Consider the following 18,122-nt stretch of genomic DNA (forward strand, 5'->3'; position numbering starts at 1 on the left):
GTCACGGTCCTTCCGGGGATCGCGGCCCGCTGCTGCCAGGCCAGCTGTCAGGGCCGTTGTCAGTACCGCTGCCCTCAGGCCCGCTGCTGTCGGTCCCGCCAGGCTCCAGCGTCGCGCGGATCGCTTCAAGTTGATCCGCCTTCAGCAGCCCGCGGCTTTCGGCCCGCCGGGCGGTTGCGCGCGCCATGGCGAGGTATGCCTCAAGGACATCGCCCTGCGAGCCGGCGTCGTACTCGCGCAACGCTTCAGCGTGGGCCGCCACGGTCCCCACATCGCCGCGGGCCACCGGACCGGTCAGTGCCGATTCGCCCGAGGCCAGCGCGTTCTCCAGCGTGGCACGAAGCAGCGGTCCCAGCATCCGTTCCGGTGCGTCCACGCCTACGTCACGCAGCAGTTGCGACGCCTGCGCCACCAGGGTGACCAGGTGGTTTGAGCCATGGGCCAAGGCTGCATGGTAGAGGGTACGGTCGCCCTCGGCGATGGCCACGGGCTCGGCACCCATCTCCACCACCAAGGCCTGGGCAATCGGCAGCATCGCAGCATCAGCGGTGACACCGAACGTGCAATCGAGCAGCCTTGTCAGGTCCAGGCTCATGCCCGTAAACGTCATCGCGGGGTGCAGGGCCAGCGGGACGGATCCGGCCGCCCGCACCGGGTGCAGCACCCCCACGCCGAACCGCCCGGAAGTATGGGCCACGAGCTGCCCGGGCTGCCAGGCACCAAGTTTGGCGAGGCCGTTCACCAACCCTGCCAGGGCATCATCCGGAACCGCCAGGAGCACCAGCTCCGAACGCTCCACGATCTCCTGGATCTCCAGGACCGGAACACCGGGAAGCAGGGCATCGGCACGTTCGCGGCTTGCGTCGGACACTGCGGAAACCCCGACGACGGCGTGCTCGGCTGCCCGCAGTGCCGCGCCGAGGACAGCGCCTACCTTGCCGGCACCGATAATTCCTACGCCAAGGCGCCCTGGCTTAGCCATGCTGTTGGCCTCCCTGGATCGGGGTTTCAGTAGTGGTGGCCGGACTCTCCGCGGCCTGCTCGGCCAGGCTCGGGTGGCCCTGGGGAGTCACCTGGGCCAGCCATTGTTCGCTGGTCTGGCGCCTGCGGGCCAGGCGGGCGCGGGCTGATTGTTCGTCAAACAACACCCGGGCTTCGTCCACGTCTGCCTGGATCAGGCGGGGCGAGACGGGACCGGCGGTGGTGTGGAGAACCAGGTCCACCAGCCGGAACCGCCGTGCCAGCGGACCTTGGTGCAGGGCCATGGACTGCGTGCGCTGGTGCGGCACCACCACAAGTTCCCGCCACCAGCGGCCCGAGCGGATCAACAGCGCCGTGTCCGTGGCGGTAAAACCGTTCCGGCGCCATCCCAGAGGCGCCAGAAGCCGGCCCCGGAGAGGTGTGGTGATAAAACCGCCGTCGGAATCCGAGCCGGTCAGCCCTGCCCCGAAAACCTTATCCGGCTCCCGGGTTCCGGGATCCGGCAGCACCAGCGACAGCATGCTCATCACGTCGGGTAGCCTGCCCACCGGCAGCAGCGTGGTGCGCGAGGCTCCCTCGCCGCTGCTCCCCGCAACGCCATAGCCAGCCACGTTGACCTGGATGCGGTACCAGCCAAAGATCCGCCACAGCGGCGGCTGCGCCACTTTCAGCGCCTGGATCCGGCCCGGCGGCAGCGTCTGTGCCTGCGTATCCAGCAGCCCGTACCGGAGGCGGATCCCGTCCGGCGAAATTGCGGCCGTGAAATTGTAACCCTTGTTGAAGGACCCCCAGTAGGTCGCGGCGAGGCCCAGCGCCGCCGGAATCAGGTAGAAATAGAAGCCGCGGTTCTCGGTCACCGCAGACAGGATCACCGACGCCACACCGCCCACAACCACAAAGAAGCTCTGCTCGCTCAGCAGCAGCGAACCGATAAGGCGCGACGGCGGCACGGACAGCACCGGGTATTCCGGCGCCTCGGGTGCATCCTCCCGTGGACGCTGGGGATCCTGCACCACACCGGCGGCCCGGGCAAGGATGGTTGCCCGCAACTGGCGGGCCTCATCCATCCGCAGGTAGGCGAGGCGTACGGCTGACTCGCCGGCGTCAGCCACTTCGAACTTGAGTTCCGCCAGGCCAAAGATCCTGGCCAGCAGGGGCTGCACGATGTCGATGGCCTGGACCCGGTCCAGCCTCGCCTGCCGCTGTTGCCGGAACAGGAACCCGGTGTTGACCCTGACGTAGCCCTCCGATACCTGGTATTTGGTGAAGTACCAGGTCAGGAAAAACCCGAGCACAGCAATCAGCAGCATCGCCCCGCCGGCCGCGATCAACCATGGCACCCGGCCGGCGAAGCCGTCCTCCAGGACCGGCCTGCCCTGAAGCACCCGTTCGAAGATATCCCGTCCGAAGAAAAAACCGATGGCGGCCAATGCCACCCAGCCTCGCACAAAGGGCGACGCCGGATGCACGCGTAACCACTCGCCGTCGGCACCCCCGGGTTCGGCAACAACGGGCCGTGCCGGTTGCTGTGCCGGTTGCTGTGCCGGTTGCTGTGCCGGTTCAGGAGTAAGGCCGTCAGCGCTCACAGCCCTGCCAGCCTGGCTTCGCCGCGGGCGGTGAGCTGCTCGCGCAGGCGCGCCCCTTCGGCGGCGGGCAGGCCTGGTATCTGCGCGTTTGTGCCGGGAGATGCGGTGTGCAGCTTGAGCGTGCACAGCCCCAGCCCGCGTTCCACGGGTCCCACCCCGATGTCCACATACTGCATGCGGCCGTAGGGAACGGCCATGGTCCGCTGGAAGAAGATGCCGGTGCGGATGAGAAGGTCGTCGTCGCGTTCGGCATATCCGATGGCGCGCACCTGGCGCGGAATCAGGACCAGCCGCCACACGGCGAGGACCAACATCACTGCCGGCACCAGGATGGCGAGCCACAGCGGAGGCCACACCCACCAGTCCAGGAGGACAAAGATCAGTGGCAAGCTCAGGACCAGCACCGTGACCAGGTTTCCGACGGCCCATTGCACCAGGCGCACTGTGATGTATTTGGGCGAAACCCGCTGCCAGGTGATGCCCGGCGGATCAATCGCCTCGGTATGCATATTCGCCTTCCCCTGCGGCCTCGCCGCGTGCGCCGCGGCCTTGTTTGCCTTCGCCGGGCGTTTCGCCGTCCTCCGGCGGAATCTTGCAGAACCGTTCAACCAACAGGCCCACTACGATCATCGCCAGGCCTCCGCCGGCCATGGCCAGTGCCATCCAGGTGATGCCCTGATCGCTGCGGAGGCTCCAGACCCGCAGCTGGTCCAGGAAAATGCCAGTGTGCCAACCCAGCAGGACCGTGCCCGCGTACGCGCAGGCCTGGGCAAGCACCAGGGTGCGTGCCGCGAGGATCGGGTCGAGGACAGTCTTCTTCTTGGTGCTGTCGCGGTTGCTGTTGCGCCACCTCAGGACACGGATGCCAAGGGTCAGCGTGATGGCCACGATGACGCCCATGGTGGCCAGGGCCGTGAGGGGCAGAACCGGAGTGGCCATGCTGTAGCGGTTGGTCAGGACGGTGGCGGCCCATCCTGCTACGGACAGGATGAGGCCGATCAGCAGCAGGCGCAAAGGGTTGATTGGTTTCATGGCCTAGTCAACCGCCCCTGCCGTCGGGACGCCATCAAAGTCGCCGAAGCCGTCGAACAGCGCGAGGTCGCCAAAATCCGCGGCGCGGGAAGCCAGGGCGCTGATGCGCTCACCGTTCAGCGTGGCACCGGGCTCTATCAGGGACCACGGATACAGCACAAAGGCGCGGCTGGCGGCACGTGGGTGCGGCAGCGTCAGCACGGGGTCCACGCTGGTGAGGTCCCCGTACAGAATGATGTCGACGTCGAGCGTCCGCGGCCCCCAGTGCACCTCACGGACACGGTGGTGCTTGTTCTCCACGGCCTGGCAGTGCTCCAGCAGTTCAAGCGGCGGGAGGGATGTCTCCACGGTGATGACCATGTTCAGGAAGTCCGGCTGGCCGGCCGGACCGCCCACCGCCTTGGTCTGCACCACCGGGGAAACAGCCAGCAGCCGTACCTCGGGTGGATCCACGAGGTCGGCGACGGCCTCGGAGAGGGTGTCGTTCCGTTCACCAAGGTTGCTGCCGAGTGCCAGCACGGCCTTGACGTAACCAGCGGTCATGGCCTCTGCCCGTCCTGGCGGGAGCGGAAAACGCTGACCGCCACGTCGCCGAACGGCACCTCAATAGGGGCCTTGGGCTTGTGCACTGTGATGTCCACGGCCTGGATCGGGAATTCGCTGAGCAGGTCATCGGCGATCCGGACGGCCAGCGCCTCGATCAGGTTCAACGGTTCGCCCGTGATCCAGCCCTTGATGCGGTCAGCCACCTCACCGTAGTGCGCCGTGTCCCGCACGTCGTCGGATTCCGCAGCCTTGGCAAAATCCAGGTGCAGCACGGCATCCACAACAAACGGCTGGCCCTCGCGGCGCTCAAAATCCAACACGCCATGATGGCCGACGGCGGTGACGCCGCTCAGCGTGATCCTGTCCATGGGTCCGCCGCCTACTGGGTGGTGCGGGCGGCAGCCATGCGCGAGGCGACCTTGACGGCGTCAAGGCTGGGACCGACGTCGTGCACCCGGACAGCCCAGGCACCGCGGACGGCACTGATGGCCGTTACCGCCGCGGTGGCGGCGTCCCGCTCCTCGGGGGCGGCAGACTTTCCCGCCACTGTGAGGAGCGTGCCCAGGAAGCGTTTGCGCGAGGCGCCCACCATGACCCTGTGTCCCAGGCTGTTCAGCTGGTCCAGGTTCTGCAGGAGTTCCCAGTTCTGGGCGTCGTTCTTGGCGAACCCCAGGCCGGGGTCCACGATGATCTGTTCCGGGCTGACGCCGGCAGCGTAGAGCTTGTCCCGGACGCCGGCCAGTTCAGCCACCACTTCGGCGGCAACGTCGCTGTACTCGGCGAGGGAATTCATGGTGCGCGCATCCCCGCGCCGGTGCGTGAGGATGTAGGGCACCCCTGACGTGGCCGCCAGCTCGGCCATCTCCGGCTCGATGCTGAGGCCCGAGACGTCGTTGATGATGGCTGCACCGGCTTCCAGCGCGGCCGCTGCCGTGGCGGCGTGGGTGGTGTCGATGCTGACCAGCGCGCCGGCTTTCACCAGCGCCTGGATGACGGGGACCACGCGCCGCTGTTCTTCTTCCGGGCTGACATCGTCCGCTCCGGGACGCGTTGATTCTCCTCCGACGTCGATGATGTCCGCTCCTGCGTAGAACATCCGCAGGCCGGCCGCGATGGCGGTGTCCGGCGTCGGGTGCTTGCCGCCGTCGCTGAAGGAATCCGGGGTGACGTTCAGGATGCCCATCACCAGGGTGCGGTCGGTGGGCAGGTCTTCAAATTTCGCGGCCGCGCGGGGTTTGCGCAGGATGGGCAGCGGGGATGTAGCGGGCCCGGTTCCTGGGGCTGCAGCTAGTGAGTCCATGGTCTGATAATTACCTTCCGAGTATGAGGCTCATGGCTTCGGCACGGGTGGCCGGGTCATGAAGCTGCCCGCGGACCGCGCTGGTGACGGTCTTCGCTCCGGGCTTGCGGACACCGCGCATGGACATGCACATGTGTTCGCATTCAACGACGACAATCGCGCCGCGGGGCTTGAGGTGGCTGACCAGTGCTTCGACGATCTGCGTGGTGAGCCGTTCCTGCACCTGCGGACGCAGCGCGAAGATGTCCACGAGGCGTGCCAGCTTGCTTAGCCCCGTCACTTTTCCGTCGTGGGACGGGATGTAGCCCACATGTGCGACCCCGTGGAACGGGACCAGGTGGTGCTCACACGTGGAGTAGAACGGGATGTCCTTGACCAGGACCAGTTCCTCATGGTCAAGATCGAACTTTGTGGAGAGGATCTCCGCCGGATCGTGGTGCAGCCCGGCGAAGACCTCGGAGTAGGCCTTGGCCACACGTTTTGGCGTGTCCTGAAGGCCGCCGCGGTCCGGGTCCTCTCCGATGGCGATCAGGATTTCCCGCACGGCCGCCTCGATCCGGGGCCGGTCCACCTTGTGGTGCTTTTTGGGGTGGGATCCGTCCTCCGCCGGGAGTCCGGCGGAGGCGGGAGCGTCGTCGTCGTCGAAGTGAGTCACAGAAGAAGCTTAGCCGTGGAGGCCGTCTGGGCCCGAGTCGGTGACTCCGCTCTGGAACGGGGCATCCTCCGGGACACCCTGCGGGTGCGGGGGCTGCGCGTCCAGCGGTTCCTCAAGTCGCGCTTCCTTGGCTTCCTCCTGTGCCTCGCGTTCGGCCTTCTCCTGACGGGACTCCACCGGGCCGGCCTGCTGGACCGGCCGGGTTTCCTTGGAAAGCCAGACCTCACGGAAGTCACGCTTGCGGATCTCCGAGAAGATGTGCGCGATCTCGGCTTGGTTCAGGGTTTCCCGCTCCAGGAGCTCAAGGGCCAGCTGGTCCAGGACGTCACGGTTCTCGGTGAGGATGGCGTAGGCCTCGTCGTGCGCCTGGTCGATCAGGCGCCGTACTTCCTCATCCACCACGTAGGCGATCTGGTCCGAGTAGTTGCGCTCGTGCCCGGCGTCGCGGCCCAGGAACGGCTCGCCGCCGCCCTGGCCCAGGCGCACAGCACCCACGCGTTCGCTCATGCCGAACTCAGTGACCATCTTCCGGGCCGTGGAGGTGGCCTTTTCGATGTCGTTGGAGGCTCCCGTGGAGGGATCGTGGAAGACGATCTCCTCGGCGACGCGGCCGCCCATGGCGTAGGCCATCTGGTCCAGCAGCTCGTTGCGGGTGATGGAGTACTTGTCGTTGTCCGGCACCACCATGGTGTAGCCCAGGGCACGGCCGCGGGGCAGGATGGTGATCTTGGTGACCGGGGCGGAGTTCCGCAGCGCGGCAGCTACCAGGGCGTGTCCACCCTCGTGGTAGGCAGTGATCTTGCGCTCGTGCTCCTTCATGACGCGGCTGCGCTTCTGCGGGCCGGCCATAACGCGGTCGATGGCCTCGTCCAGGGCACGGTCGTCAATGAGGTTGGCGTTGGAGCGCGCCGTGAGCAGTGCGGCCTCGTTCAACACGTTGGCCAGATCGGCGCCGGTGTAACCGGGAGTCTTCTTCGCCACCGCCTTGAGGTCAACGCCCGGGGCCATCGGCTTGCCCTTGGCGTGCACCTGCAGGATCTGGTCACGTCCGATGAGGTCCGGTGCGTCCACGGAAATCTGGCGGTCAAAACGGCCCGGACGCAACAGCGCGGGGTCCAGGACATCGGGACGGTTCGTGGCGGCGATCAGGATGACGTTGGTCTTGACGTCGAAACCGTCCATCTCAACCAGGAGCTGGTTGAGGGTCTGCTCGCGTTCGTCGTTGCCGCCGCCGATGCCGGCACCGCGGTGACGGCCGACGGCGTCGATCTCGTCCACAAAGATGATGGCGGGCGAGTTGGCCTTGGCCTGCTCGAAGAGGTCGCGGACGCGGGAGGCACCGACGCCGACGAACATTTCAACAAAGTCCGAGCCGGAGATGGAGAAGAACGGCACGCCGGCCTCGCCGGCAACAGCACGGGCCAGGAGGGTCTTGCCGGTTCCCGGAGCGCCATAGAGCAGCACGCCTTTGGGGATCTTGGCCCCCACCGCCTGGAACTTGGCCGGTTCCTGCAGGAACTCCTTGATTTCCTGGAGCTCCTCAACGGCTTCGTCCGCACCGGCAACGTCCACGAACGTCACCTGCGGCATGTCCTTGTTGACCATCTTGGCCTTGGACTTGCCGAACTGCATGATCTTGGAGCCGCCACCCTGCATCCGGGTCATCAGGAACCAGAACAGCGCGCCCAGCAGGATAACTGGGATCAAGAGGGAGAGCAGGCCGGAGAACCAGTTGCTTTCGATGGGCTGGTCCGTGTAGCCGCTGGCGGGCTTGGCGTCCGTGACGGCCTTGACCACGTCCTGGGCACGGGCGTCCACGAAGAAGAACTGGACGCTCTTGCCCTTGTCCTGACCGTCGACCTGCAGGTTGTCTTTCAGCACCAGGTCCACGCGGTTTTCACCGTCGAAGATCTTCGCCTGCTCAACTTTGCCGCTGTCGGCAAGGAGCGCAAGGCCCTTATCTGTGTCGATCCGCGCCGCGCCGCCGGGAGCCAGCGTTGCAAAGGCCACAAGGAGCATGCCGATCACAACAACGATCCAGATGCCCGGGCCCTTGAAGAAATTCTTAGCTTTCATCTGTTCGGGGCTGGCCCCGTCCCTCCTGGTAGTGCCGCACGGCGAGTGGTTTGCGCGCGTGTGTGGTGCTGCTTCAGCTTCTAGCTATACACCGTTCGGAGTAAATCACGCACGGAATCGCTCAAAAGTTCCCTCTGGGCGTAGCAAGAGGAGGAGGGGCCGCGCACGGAGGCCGGTTCCCGCCGGCCGTACTAGCTGAGAGCCGATACGTCCAGCTTCCTGATGGTGGCGGGCCCGCCGTCGGCGAACACCGATGTGCCCGATTGTCCGGCGTAGGGAAACACCAGGTCGGTCAGGACCACCTTCCCGCCTTGGGCGAACACCTCCACCGAGCAATGGTCGACGACGATGCGCAGCGTGAGCACGCCGCCGTCCAAGGCCAGCGGGGAGGACTCAGCCGAAGGAAAGCTTGGGTGGAACCCGGTGTCCCCCGCGTTGCGGCGGTCCAGACTCAGCAGCCCGGCGGTTGGGTCGTAGGCCAAGACAGCCGCAGCGCCGCCGTCGGAATCTGCCCACAACCGGAAGCCGACCTTCTGCGCTGCGCCCGGAAGGATCTCCGCCTCGATGAGCTGCGCCGTGCCGGGTACGACGTCCGGGAGCCTGAGTACACGGTCGCAGAGATCCATGCCGCTGATGGACTGTATGTTCCGACGGCCCGGGAGGACGGGTTTCTGGACCAGGCAGGGCCGGCCGTCCACCATTTCCAGGGTGACTTCCCGGGCCAGGGACATGCCGGACCGCCAGGGGAAAGTGGGCAGCGAGTTGGCGTAGTCCCAGTTGTTCAACCAGCCGATCATGATGCGCCGGTTGTCGGGGGCGTTGCTGAAGGACACTGCTGCGTAGTAGTCGCGGCCCCAGTCCAGCCAGCGGCATTCACGGAGCCTGGCGGCGTTGGCGGGATCGGTCCCGTCCACCGGGGATTCCAGCAGGGAAGAAGGATCCGGGGTGAAGGTGGCGCCATCGAAATCTCCCACGAAGTACTGGCCGCCGGACCCGCCGGCCACGGCGCCCGGATTGAGGTTCACCACCAGCACCCATTTGGCGTGGACTGGATCCCCATCCACAGGCAGCGGGAAGAGGTCAGGGCATTCCCACTCTCCCCCGACTGCGTTGGCCGGCCCGAATTCGCTGGCAAGCGCCCATTCCCGCAGGTTGGCCGAACGGTAGAAGACCACCTTCTGCTCCCCGGCCTCGACGGCGGCCATCACCCACTCCGGACCGTCCGGGCCGGGATAGCTGAAGACCTTGGGATCGCGGAAGTTGGCCGAAGCCCGTGTCAGGACGGGGTTCCCGCTGAACTTGGTCCACGTCATGCCGGCGTCGTTGCTGTACGCGAGGGATTGGGCCTGCGTGCCGGCATGCGGTGTCCCGTCCTTAAAGGCGCTGGTGTAGATGGCTACCAGCGGAGGGTTGGCGGCAGTGCCAAATCCGGAGGTGTTGGCCTGGTCCGCCACGATGCTTCCGGAATAGACGTCCTCAGTGGCATCGCAGGCGATGGCGACCGGCTGCTCCGTCCAGTGCACCAAGTCAGTGGACGTGGCGTGGCCCCAGGACATGTTGCCCCATACATTCGCGTGCGGATTGTTCTGGTAGTACAGGTGGTACGTGCCGCCGTAGTAGACCAGGCCGTTGGGGTCGTTAAGCCAGGTGTCCCTCGCCGTGTAGTGAATTGCCGGGCGGTAATGGGGCGTATCCGCCTGCGCTTTCACGGCAATTGGCTGCAGCTGTGCCAGCGGCAGCTGGGGTGGCTGCGGGCGTGCGTCATCGAGGCGACTGGACATGATGGTGTTGATCCTTGGTCTGGTAGGTAGGAGTGCCGGGTCTGTCAGGACGGTGAACGGCGGTCAGTGATCAGCGCGGCGGCGCGGGTGCCGCCACGGATTCCCGTGTCACCAGGGGGCAGTCCAGAATGGTCGGGTGGAGGGCCATGAGGGCCAGGTCAGTTTTTCCTTCGATGGCGTCAATCAGGCTGTCGGTAGCCCACGCGCCCATTTCGTAGTGCGGGAGGGCAACGGTGGTAAGGCCCGGGTGCAGGTTGGCGGCGATGAGTTGCTGGTCATCGAAACCCACCACTGACAGGTCGTCCGGGATGGCCAGTCCCAGCTCTGCCGCGGCACGGTAGGCGCCCATGGCCATCCGGTCGTTGTAACAGAACAGCCCGGTGGGCCGGTCCGGCCTGTCCAGCATCCGGCGTGCTGCCTCGTAGCCTCCCGGCACTTCTGACAGCTCGGATTCAACAGGTGCCGTCTCGCCGTCGAGCCCTGCTTCCGTCAAGGTGGCCCGGAAGCCGCGGAGGCGGTCGCGGGTGGCCGGAACGTCGTCGGTGTTGTTAAGGAAACCGATACGGGTATGGCCCGCTGCCAATAAACTTGCGACGGCGGCCCGGGCGCCGCCTTCCTCGTCCGGCACTACGGCGGTGAGGCTTCGGCCCGTGCTGACAGCGTCCACCAGGACGGTGGGTACGTTACCCAGGTTCGCCGGGACCTGCACGTCCCGGTGGTACATGGTGGCGTAGAGGATACCGTCCACCCGGCGCTCCAGGAGGGCCTCGACGTCGGCCTCCCGGGATTCGGCACTGGCCGAGCCGGACGTGTTGATGATCATGAGGTTGTAGCCGCGTGCGCGCGCGGCCTCGTCTGCGCCGAGGATGATCCGCCCGGCATGGGGCGTGGTGGCGATGTCCTCGCTGACCAACCCCAGCATGCCGGTCCGCTGGGTCCGGAGTGCCTGGGCCAGGCGGTTAGGACCGTAACCCAGCTGCTCGGCGGCCGACTTCACCTTGTCCCTGGTATCCGGGCTGATCCGTGCGTAGGACACGTCGTTCAGGACGTGGGAAACCGTGGTCACAGACACCCCGGCGGCGACTGCTACGTCCTTGATGCCAATGTTCTTGTTGCTCAACGGTCTCCACGTCCTTTTGGTTTGGTTTCAGTGCTGGTCAGGCCTGGCTTTTAGGCTACAGACGGGTAATCGTTTCCCGGGTTGCCGGCGTTGCCGTGTTCGATGGCGGGAAACCGACCGTGGGTGTGGCCCTCAAGGCGTTAACAGCCCTATCCGCGATAACTTGGGCATCACTTCCGGAATCAAGGATCGTATTCCTGGCTGATTCGGAATCGACCATGACGGCCGTAACGGCGAGGCCGTCCGAAGCCTCGGTCGCCAACAGAGCGTCCACCTGAGCCGAGAAGCAAGAGTCACTTGACTTGGATTGAACGTCCATAGCCACCACGTGGTTGCTGGAGACGAAGTTGCCAACCCCCGCCATCAGCCGGATGATGACAGGCGTCGCACCTGCCGGCCGGATGCTCTCTGAGTCGATGATCTGGGAGAAGTGGTTGGCGACGACAGAGTTGTTGCTGCCGCTCACACAGAGAAGCCCGTGGAGGTCGTTCAGTCCGTTGTCGACTCCCACGAAGGGCGTCCAGGGCTCATGGTCACGCAAGAAGTGATTCGTGGCCACGAGGTTCTCCGTACTATTCGCTGCGAGAATCAGCATGCCAGGGTAGAACGAATGCAAACGGTTGTTCGTGACGCTTGACCTCGTGACGCCCTTGAGATGGACGCTGCTCGCACCACGGGGGAACACGTTGTTCGCGGTTATCAGGAGCCCGCCATGGTTCTCGGCGTAGATCGAGTGGCCCTTAGGGCCTGCTCCGACCAGGTTGTCGGTGATCGTTGATGCCTGTCCCCACCCGCGCAGCTCGATGCAGCTTCCGCATTCGGCTATGAAGTTGTCGTGAATGGAAAGCGCGTCCGCCTTGTAGATGGTGAGAGCGTTCTCAAGGTAGACGAACCCCATGCCATTCACGCGGAATGAGTCATTGGCGTCCGCGACGTAGATCCCGGTCTTGCCGTTGGCGTAGGTGTTCTCCGGATGCATCCCCGAGCCATCCGGGGTGAAGTGCAACCCGTCGATGCAGAAGTTGGAGAACTCCACCGAGCTGATCCGCGGGCTCCCGCTCCGCTCAACGTAGAACGCGGCTCCCTCGGATTCCTCACCGTCTCCGGCGAGGGGAATGTCAACCAGAACGCGACTCCCTCCGGGCCACAGCTCATGCAAGTCGGGCCATTCGTCTTCGGGAACGTTGAACCGGATGCTCGACGACGTAAAGCCGTGTCCGGAGCCATGGATCCTGAGGAAGCTGACATCGATCACCACCTGCGTGCGGAGGTGGTAGTCCCCGGGCGGAATGTAGATCACCGCGCCTGGCTTTCCTCCATTGTTCTCATCGGTGACCGTCTGCCGGTCCTTGATGTCAGCGATGATGCTGTTGATTACTTCGCCGACGTCCTCCGACGGATTACCGACGGGCCATGTAGTCACGTCGTAGCAGTTGTTGCTTGACATAAGTTCTTCCCTTTGTGTGGTGGTTTCTCAGCCCTTGACGGCGCCGAGCGTCATGCCCGCGACGATCTTGCGCTGCAAGAGAAGCGTGAGGACGATAACGGGGATCGAGTAGACGGCGGCGAGTGCCGTCATGGATCCCCAGTCCAGTCCGAACTGCGTCTGGAAGTTTGCGATGACCACGGGGGTGGTCTGGGACCTGACGGCGGTCATCAGGAGGGCGAACAGAAATTCGTTCCAGGAAGCGAGGAAGGCGAAGATGGCCGTTACCGCAATGCCGCCGGACACTACAGGGATGACCACGCGCCACAGGGCGCCCAGCCTGCTGCAGCCGTCCACGGTGGCCGCTTCCTCCAAGTCCTGCGGAACGGCTTCGAAGAAGCTGGACATGAGCCAGATCGAGAGGGGCAGCGAGATGGTGGTGTGGGCGATGGACAGGGCGATCGGTGTGTCGGCGAGTCCCGCTGCCGACATCATCGATGCGAGCGGGATGCCGATGGCCACCGGCGGGACCATCCGTGTGACGAGTGCCGCCATGATGAACACCCGGCCGCTGGGGGTCTTGTACCGGGTGATCCCGTAGGCAGCCGGTACCGCCAGCACCAGGGACAGAACCGTGCTGATGATGGCCGTCTGGGTGCTGTTGATGAAGGAGGCCAGCACCCCGCTGCGGCCCAGCGCGTTGGTGTAGTTCTCCAAGGTCCATTCCCTGGGGAGGATGGTGGGCGGAACGGCGATGGTGTCGATCGGCGTCTTGAAGGACGTGAAGAGCAGGTAGAGGAACGGGAAGCCGTAGAGGATCATGGCCGCCGCGAGGAGGATCCAGAGCAGCGTCCTGGTGCTGCGCTTGCCTGCCTCAAGGCCCTCCGCGTGATGACGGGGACGGCGCCTGCGGCCTCCCCCAGTGTCCGTGTGGGTCTTTGTGCCCTTCCGGGAACCCGCCGCTGCGGCCGGCAGGGTGGTTTCAGTTGACTTTGTGCCGCCAAGGCGGTGGTCTGCGAGGCTCATCAGTTGTCCTTTCCTGGCCGCCAGATGGTGGCGACGGCGAAGAAGGCGACGCCGAGCATGGCCAGCAGGTAGATGGTGCCCATGGCGCTTGCCAGCCCAGGATCGCCGAAGCGGATCATGGTGCGGTAGATCAGCAGGCTCATGGTTTCCGAGGCGGACTGCGGGCCGCCGTTGGTCTGGATCAGGATCGTGTCGAAGGCACGGGCGGCGTCGATGCCGCGCACTACCAGTGCCACGGCGATGACGGGCCGGAGCAATGGAAGGATGATGCGGAAGAGCAGTGCGGGGGCGCGTGCCCCGTCCAGCTTGGCAGCCTCGATGAGGTCGCCCGGGATGTTCTGCAGGCCGGCAAACAGCACCAGGCACATAAACGACGTGGTGAGCCAGATGTCCGGAATCGCCACCGAGAACAGCACGATGTTGGGGTCGGACAGCCAGCCGATCTGGTTGGGGTTGGCCAGCAGTCCGGCTTGGTGCATGAGGGTTCCGATCAGGCCGAAGTTGTCGATCATCAGGAACTTCCACAGCAGGCCTGCCACGATGGGCGCGATCATGAGCGGATACAGGAACACGGTCCGCCAGATCTGGGAGTTGCGGCCCAGCATGGTGAACAGCAAGGCCATCCCGAGCCCGAGCGCGAACTCGAGGGTGACCACCACCAGGGTGTAGGCCAGCGTGCGCCAGCCGGCTCCCATAAAGGCTTCCGAAGCGAAGGCCCGGAGATAGTTGTCCATGCCCACGAAGTCACGGGGACCGCCGGCCATGGGCGAGATCTTGAAGAAGCTGTCAGTGACCAGGCGGAGCAGTGGGTAGGCCACAAATATGGCGAGGAACAAGGCCGCCGGGGTCATCAGGAACATTGCGAAGCGGCGATCGGAGATGCGCACGGTTTTCTCTTCCGCTTGTTGGGGTTCTGCTTGTTGGGGCCGCGGCCGGCACCGATGTGGCTGGTGCCGTACGGTCAGATGCCGGCCGCGGAGTCTTACTTGAGGAGGTCCTGGATCTGCTTCTTCGCGTCGGCCAGGAGGGTAGTGGAGTCGCCGCCGGCCACAGCTTTCTGCAGGAGCGGCACCAGGACGGTGTCCACAATCTGCTGCCACTTTTCGGTTGCCGGGCGGGTAGCGGTGGCGTTCCCGTTGAGGGTTTCGATCAGCGGGCCGAAGCTTTCATAACCGGGCTGGTCCTGGTACTTCTCGAAGGCGGAGATGCGTGAGGCGAGGCCCAGGCTGGACTCGATGCCCAGGCTGTTGTGGTCGTACGCGCATTTGATGAACTTCTTGGCGTTGTCCGTGTTTTTGGTGCCCTTGGGAACCGTCAGGTACCACGGGCCGGGAACACCTGCCACTCCCGCGCTGCCCCCGATCATCGGAGCCGCGCCGACCTTGCCGGCCACCGGGGAGTCCTTGGGAATCTGGCGGTAGGCGTGTGCCCAGAACCGGGTCATAGCGGTCTTGCCCTGGTTGAACAGGTTCTGAGCCGCTGCCCAGTCAACCTGCGCAGCCCCGGGAGGGGCGGACGGTGTCAGGCTGGTGTAGAAGTCCAGCGCCTCCTTGTGGGCCGCGTTGTCGATGACCACGTTGTTGTTTTCATCCAGCACCATCGGGGAACCGGCCTGGAGGACGTGGGCCAGCCATTCGGTCTCCACTCCGCCCTTCACGTCTGTGCCGTACATCCCGTCCTTTGTGAAGAACTCGGAGATGTCCTGGTACTGCTTCCACGTGGTGGGCGCGGCCAATTCGTAGCCGTACTTGGATTGGAAATCGGCCTTGTTCTGGGGGTCCTCGAAGAGATCCTTGCGGTAGAGGATGATCTCAGCGTTGGTCCAGGCGGGCATGCCGATGAAGTGGCCGTCCACGTTCGCTTCCTTCACGAGCGCGGGGAAGATGTCCTTCTTGGCCTCGTCGGTGAAGAGTTCGTCGATGGGCTGGACTGCGTCCTTGAAGCTAGGCAGCCACACGGAGTCCAATGCCGCGACGTCGAAGGAGACGTTGCCGGAGGAGAATTCGCTGGAAAGCCTGTTGAACATGCCGTCGTAGGGCAGCTCGACAAAGTTGACGTCGATTCCGGCGTCCTTCTTGCACTGCTCGGCCACGCCAGTCAGCTCGGCGTGGCCGCCGGCCTCCACTAGGACGTTAACGGTGCTGGCGGCGCTACCGGACGAGGACGGGCCCCCGGCGCCGCACCCAGTGGCCGCAAGCGCGACGGCGGTGCAGAGGCCGCCAATAGTGGCGAACCTGTTGATGGTTTTTCGAGTGGACATCGCTGTCGACTCACTTTCTCTCGAACGGAATGGCGAGATGAACTGGTGGGATGAAAAATCGTTTTGCCAAAACGACTTGGCAACACATTAGAAGGTGGTCCGTCAGAGTGTCAAGGGTCACATGTGTACAAATTTCCACCCTTGACCCCGAGTTGGCCGGGCGCCTACAGTGAGCCTCGGTCGCCGACCAATCGTTTTGGCACATTTTGGCGGCTTTGGCAAGGTTTGGCAGGCTTCGCCAGAAACTTGCTGAGGAAGGCAAAATCAAACTAGATGACCCGGTCGGCAAACATTTGGCCGACTTCGATGGCCTCATGCGTCCTCCCGGGCCCATCACCATCCGCGAACTCCTGAACCACACATCAGGGATGCCGGAGTTCACCCGGGACTTGTTCGCATCCAAGCCCCTGAACGAGGTACTTGGCACGACGCTAAGCCTCACTGAACGGCTTTCCTGGTCGGCCAAGACGCCGTGGACGACTGGCCCTGTCCCGGAGACCGATTACTCGCACTCGAACTACGTTGCGCTGGGAATGCTGGTGGAAAAGCTTCGGGGGCGACCCATCGGCGACGTCATAAAGACGGATATCATTGAGCCACTGGGATTGAAGGGGACGTCCATGAAGTGGCTGGACCGCCACCCCCGAACATGGTCCACGGTTACCTACTCATAGACGCCAAGCAAGTGGATGTTACATACCCCGCGTACCAAATTGGCTCACCGTCGGGCGGTATCGTTTCCACCGTTTCGGACCTGAACACGTTCTACAGGGCACTAATGCAGGGCGAACTCCTGAAGCCAGCCACCGTTGACGAGATGAAAGGAGCCGACGCTTCCTTCTACGGAATGGGCCTGTGGCGCTGGAACGACGCCTGCACGAACGGCTTCGCCTTCGGCCACCCGGGCGACATCCTCGGATACGGCACCGCCTCCATGACCAGCGCCGACGGCAACCGCCAAGTGAGTATAGCCATCACCTATCCGCCCGCCCCGTATGTCGAAGGCGGAGAAAACCCGTTGGACGCGGAAATCGTGGATATCGCGCAAATCACCCTCCGCGACATGTGCTGATCCGCTGGTCGGAGCGCACTTACAGGACAACGGAGGAGAATGGCACCAAGGTATGACGTCCGGCCAGCGCATCAACTGCCGGAGAACCGCCACTTTAGGCTGCGAAATAACCGCCAAACGACGTTAACAGTCACCGTGAAAAGCTGCCTCAAATTTAGCGTTTCCTCCACACTGCTTCAGGGCGCTCGTGTCATTTCGGGGGATTGCATGAGTCGAAACTGATCTCCGTACAACTCTTCATTGTCACGGGTTCCGTGCCGGAGGAGACTTGAGTCGACGGCATCCCATCTCGGGCCGCCCGCGGGGCCACCCGGCTGCGGGGCCTCACAGTACCCTGTAGCGGCTTGGTGGATCGATGAGCTCCATGACACCCCTCGAAAAGGCCGCTCACCGGTCGCGCCATCTCTTGCCCTTGGTGGCTATCGCACTGATTGGATGTCTCGGCGGGTGCGAGAATAAGCCCGACGGCGTCTCCCTCCCCTCCCCCGCATCGACCACGGAGGCCGACACGGTCGCACCGTTCCCGGACAGCGGCGTCCTCGACGCCGGCACATACCTCGTGACCGGCTACCCGGTGCCCTTCGAGATGACCGTCCCAGACGGCTGGAGGACCTACAACGGCGCGGAACTGGGCAGGGACGACCCGGATTACCCGGATGAATGGAATGTCTTCCTGTCTTTTTGGCCCCCCCACAATGTCCCGACGGACGCATGCGCGTGGCAGGGCACGCTCGTCGAGATCGATCCGACGGCTGAGGCGTTCGTCGATGCGATGACGGCGCAGGCGTCAACGGTAACCACCCCTCCCGTCAAGGTCGTGGTGGGCGACTACTCCGGCTTCGAGTTCGACCACGCCGCCGAGAGCGACGTCGACTTCCCCGCCTGCGACGGCGGCAAGTTATGCGTCATCTCGGATTCCGCGCAGGACTGCAACGGACGCCAGTACACAACTAGGGGCGAGCGCGCAACCTACCTAGCGGTCGACCTGAACGGCGAACGCGCCGTGATCGAGCTGGGCCAATCCGACCCCTCGATCGATCCGGCGCTGATTGAAGAGGCGCGCGCCATCTTCGACTCGATCGTGTTCAGGTCCGACAAGTGACCAGCTGATGCGATAGGCGATCCCGCCCGCGGGCGCCCCCTCCATCCAATCCGCTTCGGTGTCTCGAAACCTCTGCGCCTCTTATCCCTAGGGTTACGAGACGTAGGCTACCGCCAGATCTCTCGGCTAGTTAGACCCGGGCGGTGAAAAGCTGCCTCA

The 18,122-nt window shown here is 64.6% G+C and carries 18 protein-coding genes; 3 read left to right on the forward strand and 15 right to left on the reverse strand.

From position 1 onward, the window contains the following. Nucleotide 1: 1 nt before the first annotated feature. The 15 genes from QFZ30_RS19620 to QFZ30_RS19690 form a co-directional block, all read right to left on the reverse strand. A complete protein-coding gene (locus tag QFZ30_RS19620; RefSeq protein WP_307079115.1) occupies nt 2-982 on the reverse strand; it encodes a Rossmann-like and DUF2520 domain-containing protein in 981 nt (326 codons plus the stop codon). Then, nucleotides 975-2,567, reverse strand: coding sequence for a PH domain-containing protein (locus tag QFZ30_RS19625; RefSeq protein ID WP_373462865.1), 1,593 nt, complete (start codon nt 2,565-2,567; stop codon nt 975-977). The genes QFZ30_RS19620 and QFZ30_RS19625 overlap by 8 nt, the downstream gene beginning before the upstream one ends. After that, entirely contained in the window at nt 2,564-3,076 is a 513-nt protein-coding gene (locus tag QFZ30_RS19630) for a PH domain-containing protein (protein WP_307079118.1), read from the reverse strand. The genes QFZ30_RS19625 and QFZ30_RS19630 overlap by 4 nt, the downstream gene beginning before the upstream one ends. Then, entirely contained in the window at nt 3,057-3,599 is a 543-nt protein-coding gene (locus tag QFZ30_RS19635; RefSeq protein WP_307079119.1) for a DUF3180 domain-containing protein, read from the reverse strand. The genes QFZ30_RS19630 and QFZ30_RS19635 overlap by 20 nt, the downstream gene beginning before the upstream one ends. 3 nt (nt 3,600-3,602) lie before the next feature. Further along, nucleotides 3,603-4,142 (reverse strand): 2-amino-4-hydroxy-6-hydroxymethyldihydropteridine diphosphokinase, encoded by a 540-nt coding sequence (folK, locus tag QFZ30_RS19640; RefSeq protein WP_307079120.1) that lies wholly within the window; start codon nt 4,140-4,142, stop codon nt 3,603-3,605. After that, nucleotides 4,139-4,513: a dihydroneopterin aldolase gene (gene folB, locus QFZ30_RS19645; RefSeq protein WP_307079122.1), complete on the reverse strand. Its 375-nt coding sequence runs from the start codon at nt 4,511-4,513 to the stop codon at nt 4,139-4,141. The genes folK and folB overlap by 4 nt, the downstream gene beginning before the upstream one ends. Before the next feature lie 11 nt (nt 4,514-4,524). Further along, nucleotides 4,525-5,445 carry a dihydropteroate synthase gene (gene folP, locus QFZ30_RS19650; RefSeq protein WP_307079124.1) on the reverse strand — a complete coding sequence of 307 codons (921 nt, stop codon included), beginning with the start codon at nt 5,443-5,445 and terminating at the stop codon, nt 4,525-4,527. A gap of 10 nt (nt 5,446-5,455) precedes the next feature. Beyond that, nucleotides 5,456-6,100: a GTP cyclohydrolase I FolE gene (gene folE / locus QFZ30_RS19655; protein ID WP_307079126.1), complete on the reverse strand. Its 645-nt coding sequence runs from the start codon at nt 6,098-6,100 to the stop codon at nt 5,456-5,458. Between the two features lie 9 nt (nt 6,101-6,109). Beyond that, nucleotides 6,110-8,176: an ATP-dependent zinc metalloprotease FtsH gene (gene ftsH, locus QFZ30_RS19660; protein WP_307079128.1), complete on the reverse strand. Its 2,067-nt coding sequence runs from the start codon at nt 8,174-8,176 to the stop codon at nt 6,110-6,112. Between the two features lie 191 nt (nt 8,177-8,367). Next, a complete protein-coding gene (locus tag QFZ30_RS19665; RefSeq protein WP_307079129.1) occupies nt 8,368-9,957 on the reverse strand; it encodes a glycoside hydrolase family 32 protein in 1,590 nt (529 codons plus the stop codon). Between the two features lie 70 nt (nt 9,958-10,027). Then, nucleotides 10,028-11,077, reverse strand: coding sequence for a LacI family DNA-binding transcriptional regulator (locus QFZ30_RS19670; RefSeq protein ID WP_307079131.1), 1,050 nt, complete (start codon nt 11,075-11,077; stop codon nt 10,028-10,030). A gap of 55 nt (nt 11,078-11,132) precedes the next feature. Next, nucleotides 11,133-12,524, reverse strand: coding sequence for a NosD domain-containing protein (locus tag QFZ30_RS19675; RefSeq protein ID WP_307079133.1), 1,392 nt, complete (start codon nt 12,522-12,524; stop codon nt 11,133-11,135). A 27-nt stretch (nt 12,525-12,551) separates the two neighbouring features. Continuing rightward, on the reverse strand, nt 12,552-13,529 hold the full coding sequence (locus QFZ30_RS19680) for a carbohydrate ABC transporter permease (RefSeq protein ID WP_307079135.1): 978 nt from the start codon (nt 13,527-13,529) through the stop codon (nt 12,552-12,554). Beyond that, entirely contained in the window at nt 13,529-14,416 is an 888-nt protein-coding gene (locus QFZ30_RS19685; RefSeq protein WP_307079137.1) for a carbohydrate ABC transporter permease, read from the reverse strand. The genes QFZ30_RS19680 and QFZ30_RS19685 overlap by 1 nt, the downstream gene beginning before the upstream one ends. Before the next feature lie 95 nt (nt 14,417-14,511). Continuing rightward, entirely contained in the window at nt 14,512-15,789 is a 1,278-nt protein-coding gene (locus tag QFZ30_RS19690; protein WP_307079139.1) for an ABC transporter substrate-binding protein, read from the reverse strand. A 215-nt stretch (nt 15,790-16,004) separates the two neighbouring features. Here QFZ30_RS19690 and QFZ30_RS19695 point away from each other — a divergent pair, with 215 nt between their 5' ends. The 3 genes from QFZ30_RS19695 (at nt 16,005) to QFZ30_RS19705 (ending at nt 17,963) form a co-directional block, all read left to right on the forward strand. Continuing rightward, a complete protein-coding gene (locus tag QFZ30_RS19695) occupies nt 16,005-16,463 on the forward strand; it encodes a serine hydrolase domain-containing protein (RefSeq protein WP_373462866.1) in 459 nt (152 codons plus the stop codon). An 11-nt stretch (nt 16,464-16,474) separates the two neighbouring features. Beyond that, complete coding sequence (locus QFZ30_RS19700) at nt 16,475-16,861, forward strand: serine hydrolase (protein WP_307079141.1); 387 nt, start codon at nt 16,475-16,477, stop codon at nt 16,859-16,861. Nucleotides 16,862-17,225: 364 nt separating this feature from the next. Then, nucleotides 17,226-17,963, forward strand: coding sequence for a hypothetical protein (locus QFZ30_RS19705; RefSeq protein ID WP_307079143.1), 738 nt, complete (start codon nt 17,226-17,228; stop codon nt 17,961-17,963). Nucleotides 17,964-18,122: the final 159 nt, after the last annotated feature.

Origin of the sequence: Arthrobacter pascens (assembly GCF_030815585.1) — a bacterium.
Classification (GTDB): domain Bacteria; phylum Actinomycetota; class Actinomycetes; order Actinomycetales; family Micrococcaceae; genus Arthrobacter; species Arthrobacter pascens_A.